At 62.3% G+C, this 10,983-nt stretch carries 19 protein-coding genes; 9 read left to right on the top strand and 10 right to left on the bottom strand.

Going from position 1 to position 10,983, the window contains the following annotated elements; genetic code table 11:
• Positions 1-141 precede the first annotated feature (141 nt).
• Complete coding sequence (locus tag OVA07_RS00955) at positions 142-369, top strand: hypothetical protein (protein WP_268169595.1); 228 nt, start codon at positions 142-144, stop codon at positions 367-369.
• A 128-nt stretch (positions 370-497) separates the two neighbouring features.
• Here the strand turns inward: OVA07_RS00955 and OVA07_RS00950 are convergent, their stop codons facing one another.
• Both OVA07_RS00950 and OVA07_RS00945 read right to left on the bottom strand, forming a co-directional pair.
• Positions 498-809: a hypothetical protein gene (locus tag OVA07_RS00950; protein ID WP_268169594.1), complete on the bottom strand. Its 312-nt coding sequence runs from the start codon at positions 807-809 to the stop codon at positions 498-500.
• A gap of 433 nt (positions 810-1,242) precedes the next feature.
• Positions 1,243-2,286 (bottom strand): DUF2493 domain-containing protein, encoded by a 1,044-nt coding sequence (locus OVA07_RS00945; RefSeq protein ID WP_268169593.1) that lies wholly within the window; start codon positions 2,284-2,286, stop codon positions 1,243-1,245.
• Between the two features lie 806 nt (positions 2,287-3,092).
• On the opposite strand from OVA07_RS00945, the gene OVA07_RS00940 reads away from it, so the two are divergent.
• Genes OVA07_RS00940 through OVA07_RS00915 form a run of 6 tightly spaced genes read left to right on the top strand, consistent with a single transcriptional unit; the run spans position 3,093 to position 5,159 of the window.
• Complete coding sequence (locus tag OVA07_RS00940) at positions 3,093-3,749, top strand: DUF6088 family protein (RefSeq protein WP_268169592.1); 657 nt, start codon at positions 3,093-3,095, stop codon at positions 3,747-3,749.
• 4 nt (positions 3,750-3,753) lie between these two features.
• Complete coding sequence (locus OVA07_RS00935; RefSeq protein WP_268169591.1) at positions 3,754-4,092, top strand: hypothetical protein; 339 nt, start codon at positions 3,754-3,756, stop codon at positions 4,090-4,092.
• Positions 4,089-4,277, top strand: a complete 189-nt coding sequence (locus OVA07_RS00930; RefSeq protein ID WP_268169590.1) for a hypothetical protein — start codon at positions 4,089-4,091, stop codon at positions 4,275-4,277. The genes OVA07_RS00935 and OVA07_RS00930 overlap by 4 nt, the downstream gene beginning before the upstream one ends.
• 39 nt (positions 4,278-4,316) lie before the next feature.
• A complete protein-coding gene (locus OVA07_RS00925) occupies positions 4,317-4,541 on the top strand; it encodes a hypothetical protein (protein ID WP_268169589.1) in 225 nt (74 codons plus the stop codon).
• A gap of 54 nt (positions 4,542-4,595) precedes the next feature.
• Positions 4,596-4,826 carry a hypothetical protein gene (locus OVA07_RS00920; RefSeq protein WP_268169588.1) on the top strand — a complete coding sequence of 77 codons (231 nt, stop codon included), beginning with the start codon at positions 4,596-4,598 and terminating at the stop codon, positions 4,824-4,826.
• Positions 4,827-5,159 (top strand): hypothetical protein, encoded by a 333-nt coding sequence (locus tag OVA07_RS00915; protein WP_268169587.1) that lies wholly within the window; start codon positions 4,827-4,829, stop codon positions 5,157-5,159. It abuts the gene before it with no gap.
• A gap of 21 nt (positions 5,160-5,180) precedes the next feature.
• Here OVA07_RS00915 and OVA07_RS00910 read toward each other — a convergent pair whose 3' ends face one another.
• The 8 genes from OVA07_RS00910 to OVA07_RS00875 form a co-directional block, all read right to left on the bottom strand.
• Positions 5,181-5,720, bottom strand: a complete 540-nt coding sequence (locus tag OVA07_RS00910; RefSeq protein WP_268169586.1) for a hypothetical protein — start codon at positions 5,718-5,720, stop codon at positions 5,181-5,183.
• A gap of 519 nt (positions 5,721-6,239) precedes the next feature.
• Positions 6,240-6,551: a hypothetical protein gene (locus OVA07_RS00905; RefSeq protein ID WP_268169585.1), complete on the bottom strand. Its 312-nt coding sequence runs from the start codon at positions 6,549-6,551 to the stop codon at positions 6,240-6,242.
• A gap of 27 nt (positions 6,552-6,578) precedes the next feature.
• Positions 6,579-7,010, bottom strand: coding sequence for a helix-turn-helix domain-containing protein (locus OVA07_RS00900; protein ID WP_442789606.1), 432 nt, complete (start codon positions 7,008-7,010; stop codon positions 6,579-6,581).
• Positions 7,011-7,213: 203 nt separating this feature from the next.
• Positions 7,214-7,771 (bottom strand): RES family NAD+ phosphorylase, encoded by a 558-nt coding sequence (locus tag OVA07_RS00895; RefSeq protein ID WP_268169584.1) that lies wholly within the window; start codon positions 7,769-7,771, stop codon positions 7,214-7,216.
• Between the two features lie 16 nt (positions 7,772-7,787).
• Entirely contained in the window at positions 7,788-8,150 is a 363-nt protein-coding gene (locus tag OVA07_RS00890) for an antitoxin Xre/MbcA/ParS toxin-binding domain-containing protein (protein ID WP_268169583.1), read from the bottom strand.
• An 82-nt stretch (positions 8,151-8,232) separates the two neighbouring features.
• Positions 8,233-8,691: a MucR family transcriptional regulator gene (locus OVA07_RS00885; RefSeq protein WP_268169582.1), complete on the bottom strand. Its 459-nt coding sequence runs from the start codon at positions 8,689-8,691 to the stop codon at positions 8,233-8,235.
• Between the two features lie 280 nt (positions 8,692-8,971).
• Positions 8,972-9,307 carry a single-stranded DNA-binding protein gene (locus tag OVA07_RS00880; RefSeq protein ID WP_268169581.1) on the bottom strand — a complete coding sequence of 112 codons (336 nt, stop codon included), beginning with the start codon at positions 9,305-9,307 and terminating at the stop codon, positions 8,972-8,974.
• Between the two features lie 478 nt (positions 9,308-9,785).
• Positions 9,786-10,130 (bottom strand): thermonuclease family protein, encoded by a 345-nt coding sequence (locus tag OVA07_RS00875; RefSeq protein ID WP_268169580.1) that lies wholly within the window; start codon positions 10,128-10,130, stop codon positions 9,786-9,788.
• Positions 10,131-10,243: 113 nt separating this feature from the next.
• On the opposite strand from OVA07_RS00875, the gene OVA07_RS00870 reads away from it, so the two are divergent.
• Both OVA07_RS00870 and OVA07_RS00865 read left to right on the top strand, forming a co-directional pair.
• Positions 10,244-10,591: a YdeI/OmpD-associated family protein gene (locus tag OVA07_RS00870; protein WP_268169579.1), complete on the top strand. Its 348-nt coding sequence runs from the start codon at positions 10,244-10,246 to the stop codon at positions 10,589-10,591.
• Positions 10,542-10,829: a YdeI/OmpD-associated family protein gene (locus tag OVA07_RS00865; RefSeq protein ID WP_326493082.1), complete on the top strand. Its 288-nt coding sequence runs from the start codon at positions 10,542-10,544 to the stop codon at positions 10,827-10,829. The genes OVA07_RS00870 and OVA07_RS00865 overlap by 50 nt, the downstream gene beginning before the upstream one ends.
• Positions 10,830-10,983: the final 154 nt, after the last annotated feature.

The raw sequence follows: 10,983 nt of genomic DNA, 5'->3' as shown, positions 1-10,983 counted from the left end.
CGTCCGCCGGCTTCCATACGGCCAGCAAGAACGGCCAGGCATTGCGCGATCTGGCATCGCGGTCAGGGGGCTTGCCAAGCTGGTCCGGATGACGATCCTCGCGCGCGGGAGGTTTCAGCACCAATCCCAAGAGGTACCATCATGGCCAGGAAAGGAAGTCTCGAAGCGGAACGCGCCGCAATCGCAAAGGAGCGTCACACGCTGGAAACACGCGAGGCCAAACTGCGCGAAAACGAGCAGGCTGCCATGGCCGAGCTGCTTAAGAAATCGGCACTCGGCAAGGCACCATTGGAGAGGGTCGAAGACTTCTTCGCCGCCCTTGGAAAGCTCGGTCTCGACGAAGCGGAAAAGCGACTTCGGATCAGCTGAAACCGGCCTTGCAAAAGGCCAGCACGGCCGGGGTTCGATGCCCCGGCTGTGCTTTATCTGGACACGCAGAAAAAGGGGGCCGGAGAGCCCCTTGTCGGTGCCCTCCGGCGCTGCGATCAATGATCATTTCAGAACGGGCAATCCGCGTCCCATTCGAGATCCATAACCACACTCATGAATCTTGCGGCGCAGGCGATGTTGGCTTCGTCGGAGTCGTCAGCCATCATCCCGGATACGGAATGGACGATCCGGTCGATGAGGTCCTGCGGCAGCGCGTTGTAGTCGCCTTCGTCGATGGCGAGGAAGCAGCCGGACTCGTCCTCGATGACGTGCTGGTCGAAGAAGCTGTGCTGGGCCCGGATCGTCGAGGCGCGCACTGCAGCGTCATAGCTGATGGGATCAAAAGCGGGGATGTCGAGGGTCTTGGTAAGAGCGTTCATGTGAGCCTCCTCTCAAATGAATTGAAGAGGTCTCTTGTGCGATGGCCGAGCTTGGCCCGGGTCAGGAACGGGCCGCCCACGGCCCGCCGCGCAGCGGGGGTGGGGGAGCCGATTTTTTCGCCTTCTTCAGGCGTAAAAATTGGGGGAACCGCCCTTCTTGACGCGGGCCAATGGCGGCCATCATGCTTGGAATTCTGCGAGAGTGTTTAACCCCTGTTGGCCCGCACCTCCGGTGGCCCCACTCCTGACCCATCGCGCCCGGCCGATGCGAAGGCTTCGCGGGCTCCGCCAGCAGGCCGCCAGGCCGTCACTGGCGAGGTCAAGAGGCGAGCGAGCCGGGCCGTGCTAGTGCGCGTCCCGAACGACAAAAATGAAGGGCATCCGGCGGTGAGGCCGGACACCCTTCTGGTTGACTGGATCGTTGACGCCCCGCTCAGAACGGCGGGAGATCGTCGCCACCCACCACGCGCCTCATCGCCGGGCGTTCAGCCTGCGCAGGGGCTTTAGTCCGCGCCGCCGGAGCCTCGTTCTGGGCCGAAGCATCGCGCACGATGTGCAAGGGAATGCGGGCTTCGCGGAGCCGATCGGCGAGGTTCGCCTGAATGCCGCCGCCGCTGCAGACCACGGCCTCAACCGGCTTGAAGGCGAGCATGCGTGCATTGCGTTGATAGGGGGCCGACGGTCCCCGCGAGGTATCGGGCTTGCAGAGGATCACCGGGACATTGTGGCGCGAGGCCCAAGCGGCCGCAATCACGTCTGCGCCCTTGTTCTGGGCGGTCGTGGCCAACGCCATCGACGGCACGCGCGCGTGGATCGCATCGAGGTAGTCTTCAACAAGCGCAATGTCGGTGAACTGCTGCCCACCCGAGAACACAACGACCGGACCCGACGGCGCGAACTGCTCGCGCCGCTGCGCCTTCTGGGCCGCGAGATAATCGCGCGCTTCGATCATAGAGGCGTTGGTCTTAGACGAGACCCGCGAGCCGCGCACCGGCGAGAAGGGTCGGCCGGTTTCTACAAGGTAGATCTGCGCGGCATGGTCGCGCATGCATTCCATCGCGTCGCGGCATTCGGCAAGGCTGCGGGCCTGCATCGTGAGGTCCTCAAGGTCGGTCGCATAGACCTCGCTCGGATCGTATTCGCGCAGCTTCTCCTGCAGCCGGTTGGCCATCGTATCCTCGCGGTCGTCCAATCGCTTGGCGACGACGTGGAAGCTGTTGGCGATCCCCCAGGCAACCTCGCTCGCGAAGTCTTCCATCCGGGTGTCGCGGAACAGGTCGAACACCGTTGCCAGCACCATCTCTATGGCGGCCTGTGCCACCTCGGGATCGGGCATTTCTACGCTGCTCGGTTCGTGCTCGATCGAGAGCTTTGCAAACTCGGTCTGCTCCATGAATGCCCGGGCGTAGTCGGGCGTGGCGATCTCACGCGCATAGTGTTCCGCAAGATCCGCGAAGTTCGAGAAACGGTCCGTCATGATAACCTCCAAAGCAACAAGTCTCTCATCACGCTGATGAAAGATGCCCATCGCAGGGACGCCGGAGTCAGGCAGTCAGGGACGGCAGCGTCTCCGCGCTGCCGCCGCGAACAGCGGGCGTGGGGGGAGCCGATTTTTGCCGACTAGGTGCGCAGCGCCGCAGGCCAAAATCGGGGGGCACCCGCGATCCTTGACGGCCGCCAATCTCCCAGGCGTCATGCTATGTCGATGCTGATTTCGCTCAGCCACCGAGATGAGAGAGAGACTACGGTTTTGCCCCGGAACCCCTGGACCTGAAGGGGGCAGGGCGTTCGGGGTTAACCGCAAAACGCCATTTCCTCTGCGCCCCGCCTTTGCGCATTCGGCAGAACAGAATTCGGTTTGGAAGCGGGGCGCCCTGGATGCGCCGTCCTCGGCGCAGCCAGCACCAAAGAAGGACCCCTTGCCGGAGACAGTCAGTCGGCCCGTGGCCCGCTGCATCGCACGGGCTCGGGACGGCGATGGAGGCGAAGGCGAGAATGCCTGCGGCCCAATGCGAGGAAACTTCGCACCCGCTGGAGCGGGGTCCGCGAGGGCGCGCGAGACCGAGTGCGACAATCCCAACGGGGCCACTCAACAACATGGTCGACCCGCCGATGGAACGCGCTCCGGCCGATGATCACCATCACCAATGCCGGAACTACCCACGCTGATGTTAGGCAGGCAGGCAGTGATGACGATCATGATGGTCATCAGGGAGCCTTTCTGGAGGATATGGTTTGTTAGAAACATGTGCGCTAGTTTCTAACAAAAGGAGCGCTCGATTCATGTCCGCTGTGGCCGACAAAATCATGAAGCGCGTTCGCGCGAAGGGGCGGGGGTGGGTCTTCACCCCCAAGCTCTTCATCGACTTCGGCACACGCAGCTCGGTCGACATGGCACTGTCGCGCCTCGCGCAGGCGAGTCAGATCCGCAGGATCGGGCGCGGCCTCTACGACTATCCGCAGTTGCACGACAAGCTGGGCGCGCTGGCACCGGATGCCGAGATGATTGCGCAGGCCGTTTCGGCGCAAAGCGGCGACCGGCTCGCGCCCTCGGCAGCTAGCGCAGCGAGCGGGCTCGGCCTCTCGACGCAGGTGCCGGCAAAGCCTAGCTATGCAACGACGGGACGAACCCGCGTGCGCATAGCCGCAGGCCGCAGTGTCACGCTTAAGCATAGCCGTGCACCGGTGCTGGGTCATGCATCCCAGACTGCAAACGGGGTGGTCCAGGTTTTGGCCAGTCTCGGGCGGAATAAGGTGGATGCCGACGCGATTGTGAATCTCTCAGCCCGCCTCGATGACAAGGACTTAGCGGCGCTGCTCAAAGGCCGACCAGTAATGCCAGGCTGGATGGGGGATGTCGTGCTTCGATTGAACGCGCATCGCCGCGGCGCCATCGGTGCAGTCAGGGGTGGCAAGAATTCACCCGAAAGGTTATCTTGAGATCATGTCGAAGCAAGGCACCAATGCCCGTACCGGAACTGACGGTCAGTTTGTCATCGTGCGCACCAAGGGCGCACGTGTCTCGAAGGTGAAGTTCGGCAGCGTGACCATTAGCGGTAACAAGCCGTCGGCCGGGTTGGTCAAGAAGAACGTCGAGCGCAGCACAGCCGCGCTTGAGCGCGTCGTGAAGCGCCTTGAGCGTCCGGGCGTCGATATCCGCGCGAAAAAGGATGTGCCGCAGTTTTCGGTCGCCGATGGTGAGTCTGGCGTGTTCATTCGTCGGCTCAACGGGCGCATCAATCGAGGGCGTCTGGTGAACGGTGCGTTCGAGGTCATCGATTGACCGGTCTTCCGGAGGCCGTTGAACAGATTCTCGCGGCACAGCAGAAGACCAAGAAGCCATTGGCGATCGTCCTCGCGGGCCACAACGGCTCCGGCAAGTCGACGATGTGGCGCAAGCGGCTCTCCGGGCAGCTGCAGATCCCGCTGATCAACGCGGACCGCATGATGCTCTCGATCCTGCCGTAGCCAGGAAGCGATGGCGCGCTAGATGCGTGGGCGCAATTGTTGCGTGACACCGACGAGAGCTGGATGCGCGTGGCACAGGACGGCGTCCAGGCCTTCGTCGGCCATGCGATGAGGGCCAAGGTTCCGTTCGCGATGGAAACCGTGTTTTCCTATTGGGAGGAGCAGCCCGACGGGACGGTCCTCTCCAAGATCGACCTGATCGAGGATATGCAGCGCGCGGGCTATTTCGTGCTGTTGTTCTTCGTCGGGCCGACAAATGCCTAACTGTCGATCCTGCGCGTTCAGACGCGCGTTGCCGAACATGGGCATGACGTACCGATGGAGCGGCTGCTGAAGCGCTTCCCCAAGACCCAGCGCGCAATTGCCGCAGCATCCAAGGTTGCCGATGCCGCGATCTTCACGGACAACAGCAGGGATCTCAAACAAGCCTCCACCGTTTGCCGCGTCCAGCTTGGCGAAAGCGAGCTCTACGATCTGCGCTCAGGCGCTGTCGGCGTGCCGCCCGCAATTGCGGAATGGCTCGGGGTCGTGGCGCCACGCGAGGCTTGAATGGAATTCGATGACCAGATGCAGCGCTTTTTTGGAACCGATGATCTCGGAGCAGTTTCGCCTGCAGCACTAGCCGGCGGCGTCGAGCGAATGCAGGTCGAACTCGGTCTGGAAACCGACAATGGCCGCAAATTCGCGATGTGGTCGCTACTCTACATGCTGGGTGCCGCACCCGATCTCGACATCGCCTTCAAGAACGAGCGCGACAGAGACGCGGCGCGCACCTTCGTGGAATTGTTGGATCGTGCACGCGAGTTAGGCCCTCGCCCCGAGGGACGGGCAGGGATCCGAATGCTCCTGAATTCTGATAGAGTTTCGCTCGTTGCCGGCTGATCTCCGCATCGAGCTTTTGTTTCAGGCGGCGAACAGGTCGCCTTGACCCGTGACACGAGCGGTCGGAGTGGGGCGGGGCTCGGGCGTTCTGCGCAAGAGGCGCAGTACCCACGGTTCCACCACATAAACGACATGGCGTCCCCCGCCTCGGTTGTGGTGGTTGGTTGCGTAACCTGCGTAATGCCGCGTCATCAGCTTGGCGCGGACCAGGTCGGAAATAGCCCGGCTGACATTGGCACGACCCACAGCAAGGACCTGTTCCTCGACAGCCTGCTCGATGCGGGGGGCGTCCACTTCTGGTTCCCCGGTCAGGCTGGGCCGGAGGGCCGCCTCGATCCGTGAGCGAAGCCGAGCCCTGCGGCGCTTCTGCTCGCTCATCGGCAGCAACTGGGTACACAACCAGTCACGCAGCAACATCTGTCCATTGCCGCAATGAACGAAAGGACCGGCGTGACCACGATTGTCAGCGAGCTCGGCCACGAGCTGTAGCAGGAGGAAAGCGTAGCGCGGCCTTGCCGAGACGTCGGTCAATACCGCGTAAATGCCGCCAACGCTCGCCATTTGTGCCTCAGGTTGCATGGATCAGTATTGAGCACAAAAGGTGAATCCTGTGAATCCCCTAAAGTCCTGACCGTGTCGATTGTCGCCGGTGACACTTCGCCCTGCGCCGGCATTTCGCGCTGGCACGGGGAGGAGGAGAGATTAGCTGGTGTATTTGTCCACCATCATGGCTGGTGCAATCGGACTTATGTTGTCCAACGTGACACTTCGTCGCTCCGAGGGCAAAGTGTCACGGGCGGCATGATAAGCAGAAAAAAGGCGGCCCTGCATAACCGGGCCGCCGTAAAGTCAGAACCCGGTGCATCGCTGCATGCCGAGCCCTTCGGGTCGCGAGAGTCCGATACTCCTGTTCAGAATGTCGGCATAGTATCAATTCGACGGTCGAATTGGATTGGCTGCAGCTGATCGAACACAAAACCCATGCGCGGCGGTGACAGCTTTGCAGCCGATTTACCCTGCATTTTCCCAATTCCACATTTTGCAGGGTAAGCGGGGAAGGGCGATCCGGCTCCCACCCCTTCAAAGGCGGTCAAACACCGATCCCATACGCAGGGAAAACAGTCGCTCGTAGGTCTTCAGCAGGTGCGTGTCGGTCATCGCCGCGACGTAGTCGCAGATGATCCGCAAGCTCCCGCCCGCCGCTTCGAACTTGACAAGTTCATCGCGCGGGAGGAGGCGCTGAGGGTCTGCCTGCATCGCCTCGAACACGGCGACGACCATGCCCTGGCCCTTGAATTCGAGATGCTGGACGGCGGGCGATGTGATCACATCGCGCACGACGAAGTCCTGCAGAACATCGAGGAATTCCCGCTGGGGCGAGGCAACGCGCACGCCCAGCGCAGGAACGGTGCGGCAAACTCAGGGAACTCGACGAACTCTACGGCAGTCAGGAAATGATGGACCAGGCCATGGACCAGGCCGCGGAGGGCGGGCATCGCGATCTTTCCAGAGACCCGCCTGGATCATGAACTGGCGTAGTGTCTCGCAGGCAACCGTGATCCCGTGGCGTTCGATCAGGTACTCACGCGCCAAAGTCGGGCCAAAGTCGTGATAATGCTCGCGCACGATCCCAACGATCTGCTCACGAAGCGCATCGCTGTGCCGCCGGTTGCTGGGCCGACCACGCTTTCGGGAAATCAGGCCCGCCGCGCCGTCGCTCCTCATTCGTTCCAGCAAGCGGAAAACTTGCCGACGCTTCAATCCAAGCAAGGCGGCTGCATCTTCGACCCGCAGTTCGCCGCGCTCGAAACGAAGCAGCGTATCGTGTCGTGAAAGCTCGCCATGGCTCATCGCCACCACCGTCATAAGCGCATCCCCCACAGCAGAGGATGACCATGCCACCACGGACCGCGAGCACCCATTGCAATGGGACATCTCTATTTTGCGGGATGGGACATTTCTACTTTGCGCCTACAGCGCTTAAGTTTGATAATAATGATTATGTAAAACACATCGAGGGGAAGGTGGTAGTTCGGCCGGGCCTTGGCGGGCAATCAGACCTTTAGCCAAGATGACTGATCGCGCGGTAAGCGCTGCTCATCGTCAATTACCACGAGGCGGTACGGTGCTTCGCGGCTCCATGACCAAAGGACCAAGTTGCGATCGTTCGACGTTGCGCGCGAAGCAAAGCTCGGGACTATCACACCGGCACAGCTGGCGGCGATCAGCCGGTCGGCGAGCTCCCAGGTCGGCACCGGCTTGCGATCACCCGCCAGCCGCTCCCACGCGCAGCCGAGTTGCGCCATGCTGATTTGCACCGCGTCCCGCACTGCGGGATCGGTCAGGTCAAGAATATTGGAGAGCTCGGCTCGGTAGCTGCAGATCGTCAGCGGCTGCGCCTTGAAGGCGAAACCCTGCTGGGCCTCAAGCCAAGCAGTTTCGGGGCTCAGCGCCGCATAGAAGCAAGGCATGCCAATCCGGTTGAAGCGGCCGCCATGGATCCTCGCGCCTTCGCCCGACTCCGGGTCATAGGCCCAAGCCGGATGATGCGCGCGATAGACCAATCCATAGAACGGGCTGAACGGCATTGTCGATTTTGAAGTCTTGACCAAGGATCAGGCCCGACGATCAGGCAAAACCACCAGCGGCAATCCGGCCAAGATAGCTGCGGACCTTCTCACCCAGGCCTTGGCGCACGAGCTCTTCTGCTGTCGCATCGCCGAACGACGGCAGCGGCTGCGATCGATACCAGGCATAGGCGGCAAGCTCGCTACCGGCCCACGGGATGACCCGGTTTATGATCTCGCTCACTTCGCGAAGGCGTGCCTGGGTGACTAAGCTGTTGCTGCGTGCGGCTTTCGACACCGCATCGCGCGACAATCCGGCGGCGAGCGCCAATTCCGACTTGGTAATGTGCAATGCCGCTGACAACCGATCAACCGAAACGCCCTTCTCGCCGGAAACTTCACTCAGGAATGCCGCGCCCGCCATTTGCCTCACCATTTGCCGAAATATGGGTCAATATTTGAGGCGGAAATGGCAAAAGTCAAGTTGTACAAGGAGCACAAACTGCTCAGCCGAATGTAACTCCAAGCTTTTTGCGTTTGGCAGGGGTCGCCACCTCCTTGGCCTTCGGCTTCTGTCCGGGCTTGCCGCCGAGCCCGATCCGAAGCGCCAGGTCCTTACGCTTGGCAGCATAGTCGGGAGCGACCAGCGGATGGTCTGCCGGCAGGTTCCAGCGCGCGCGGTACTCAGCCGGAGTCATTCCATGGTCAGTGCCAAGGTGACGCTTGAGCATCTTCAGCCTGACGCCGCAGTCGAGACAGGTCACCGCGTCGGGCTTGACCGACGCGCGGACCGAGACTGCAGGGGTGAGCTTTTCCTGGACCATCTCGGGTGCCTGGCCGAGCGCGGCCAGCGATGCATAGACCGACTGGATCAGCCCCGGCAGATCATTGACCGAGACCGAATTGTTGCTGACATGAGCGGAGACGATGTCGGCAACGTGTTCCAGCAGGGTTTCATCGGCCATAAGCGTCACGTTTTCTCAAATTGGTGATGCTGCACCTTATGGGACATCACGAGGAATTGCCAGTTCATCGGTAGGGTAATTGCGGGCGCAATGAACAAAAAATAGGGCCAGCATTGCTGCCGGCCCCGTTAAAGTCTTGGGAGAGGATGCCTGAAAGGCAACCCTGATATGGCTCGAGGCCGTTCATGCTGCAAGTGCGAAAAGAGCGCAGCTCGTTGATTTATTCGCACCGGGGCCTGTCCGAGACCGGGAGGCGGCGCTGCCGCCTTCCGGTCTCGGATCAGAGGAAGAGGACTTCCTCGGAGACGATCTCGACCGCGTAGCGCTCGACGCCCTCCCGGTCGGTCCACTTCGAGTAGTGCAGGCGGCCCTGGACCTCGACCAGATCGCCCCTCTTCTTGTGCTTGGCGACCGAAGTGCCGAGGCCATTGAAGGCGGTGATGCGGTGGAACTCGGGGATCGTTTCGGTGTAGCCCACCTCGTTCTTGACCGTCTTGCCGCCGGTCAGTTTGGGCCGATCGGTGACGAGGGTGAAGGAAGTGATCGCGGTTTCGCCGGCGTGGCGGGTTTCGGGCTGGCAAGCGATGCGGCCGATCAGGATGACGAGGTTCTTCATGGGTTGTCTCCGGTCTTGAATTCGACGGAACCGCCCGCCGATGACCCAGACAGGCGGCGCCTAAAGGCCCGGGTCCGCACCGAACGCCAAGAATCACGCAGGTGAGAGGGAAACCCAAAAGCGAGGAGTGGTGCGGCAAGCCCGCAGGGCTTCACGGTCCGCTGCTTTTGGGTTGCGGCCAGGGACTGGCGCCGCAGGGCTCATCGGCAAACGAAGGGCGGTTTCGTCAATTCATGCCGGAAATCAGCACCACCCAAGACCCGTCTGCCTCGGTCGCTTGTCAACCCCGGCCTGAATCTTGCCTCGCGGCGCATACGCTTGCCTCCCTCACCGGCTCTGCCCGGCGGGCACGTCAGCACGCGATGCACCGGACCGGACCACCCCTACCCCATATACCACCGCCGCCTCGGCCCTTGGCGTTAATGCCGCACAAGTCCGTGCGTGAGATGTCCCAAAATCCGCCAATCGCAGTGGACGTTCAGCGCCAGGGTTTGGCTAGTCCTTGCGAGATGAGATAGTCGCCGACGTCCACGTCCCCCACCGACACGATGGCCAGCGTCCGCCCGTAGGGATCAGTTCCGAGCCGCTCGATCATGACCCGGCCGCGCGACAGTAGCCGGACCAGCGCGACGCGCGAAGCTTCGCCCGCGGCAAAATCACACCAGGCATAGGACCGGCGTCGGTCCCGGCATTTAGGGCTGTCCGGCATTTCGGGCGCATCGATATTGGCGATGCGGACTCGCTCGCGGCCGCAGCGGAGGGTGTCGCCGTCGTGGACTGAGGGCGAGAGACACAGGACAGCGGCAGCGAGGACGACAGTCATGGCCGCAATCTTAGCAACCCTTCCCCTTCGCGCCAATGGCCCCGATCGTTACCCGCAGGGCCGGCATCCCATTCCCTGGCCGTCGATGCCCGGTGCCGCTAGGCTTGGGCGCGATGACGGAAATGCGCGGACACCTGCCGATCCTGCTGTTTGCGAGCCAGGCCGCGTTCGCGGAATGGCTCGCAGAGCAGCGCGATAGTGCCCCCGGCGCATGGCTGCGCTTTGCCAAGAAGGGCGCTAGCGTCATCAGCCTGACCAAGGCGGAAGCGATCGATGCCGCGCTGTGTCACGAGTGGATCGACGGCCTGCTCGACAAATACGATGCAGCAAGCTGGCTGATCCGCTTCACACCGCGAAAACCTCGTCGCAAGTGGTCCAAGATCAACCGCACGCGGGCAATCGAGCTCATCGCTGCGGGGCAAATGCAGCCGCGCGGCCATTGCCGAGGTCGAGCGGGCTAAGGCCGACGGGCGCTGGGAAGCCGCCTATGCCCCCGCGAGCACGGCTGCGGCGCCCGAGGATCTAGTTGAGGCGCTTGGAGCAAACCCCGAGGCCAAGGCCTTTTTCGAGGGCTTGACCGGGGCCAACCGCTATGCGGTGCGCTACCGGATCGGCGCGGTGAAAAAGCCGGAGACCCGGGCGCGCAAGATCGCCAAATTCGTGGCCATGCTAGCGCGCGGCGAGACCGTTCACGGCTGAGCCGGAGCAGACCGAGCCCGGTCCGCGCAACGCCTTGCCGCAGCGGGATCCGCGGCATAGACTGACCGTAGCCGTGCCCATCCGCGGCCGCGTCCAACCGAAGGAGATGCGCGAGAGGTCGAACGGGCAGCGTCGATCGCGAGAAATTGGAGCA

The organism is Novosphingobium sp. SL115 (assembly GCF_026672515.1).
Taxonomy (GTDB): domain Bacteria; phylum Pseudomonadota; class Alphaproteobacteria; order Sphingomonadales; family Sphingomonadaceae; genus Novosphingobium.
Note: the sequence above shows the minus strand (reverse complement) of the source record. Positions and strands in the feature narration are given on the sequence as shown.

Bases quoted from the DNA above. Each gene is read 5' to 3' on its own strand.
- OVA07_RS00870 (WP_268169579.1), top strand. From the start codon at position 10,244: ATGACGGAAATGCGCGGACACCTGCCGATCCTGCTGTTTGCGAGCCAG.
- OVA07_RS00920 (WP_268169588.1), top strand. From the start codon at position 4,596: ATGGAGCGGCTGCTGAAGCGCTTCCCCAAGACCCAGCGCGCAATTGCC.
- OVA07_RS00915 (WP_268169587.1), top strand. From the start codon at position 4,827: ATGGAATTCGATGACCAGATGCAGCGCTTTTTTGGAACCGATGATCTC.
- OVA07_RS00940 (WP_268169592.1), top strand. From the start codon at position 3,093: ATGTCCGCTGTGGCCGACAAAATCATGAAGCGCGTTCGCGCGAAGGGG.
- OVA07_RS00880 (WP_268169581.1), bottom strand. From the start codon at position 9,307: ATGAAGAACCTCGTCATCCTGATCGGCCGCATCGCTTGCCAGCCCGAA.
- OVA07_RS00885 (WP_268169582.1), bottom strand. From the start codon at position 8,691: ATGGCCGATGAAACCCTGCTGGAACACGTTGCCGACATCGTCTCCGCT.
- OVA07_RS00900 (WP_442789606.1), bottom strand. From the start codon at position 7,010: ATGAGCCATGGCGAGCTTTCACGACACGATACGCTGCTTCGTTTCGAG.
- OVA07_RS00945 (WP_268169593.1), bottom strand. From the start codon at position 2,286: ATGACGGACCGTTTCTCGAACTTCGCGGATCTTGCGGAACACTATGCG.
- OVA07_RS00935 (WP_268169591.1), top strand. From the start codon at position 3,754: ATGTCGAAGCAAGGCACCAATGCCCGTACCGGAACTGACGGTCAGTTT.
- OVA07_RS00950 (WP_268169594.1), bottom strand. From the start codon at position 809: ATGAACGCTCTTACCAAGACCCTCGACATCCCCGCTTTTGATCCCATC.
- OVA07_RS00910 (WP_268169586.1), bottom strand. From the start codon at position 5,720: ATGGCGAGCGTTGGCGGCATTTACGCGGTATTGACCGACGTCTCGGCA.
- OVA07_RS00890 (WP_268169583.1), bottom strand. From the start codon at position 8,150: ATGGCGGGCGCGGCATTCCTGAGTGAAGTTTCCGGCGAGAAGGGCGTT.
- OVA07_RS00955 (WP_268169595.1), top strand. From the start codon at position 142: ATGGCCAGGAAAGGAAGTCTCGAAGCGGAACGCGCCGCAATCGCAAAG.
- OVA07_RS00875 (WP_268169580.1), bottom strand. From the start codon at position 10,130: ATGACTGTCGTCCTCGCTGCCGCTGTCCTGTGTCTCTCGCCCTCAGTC.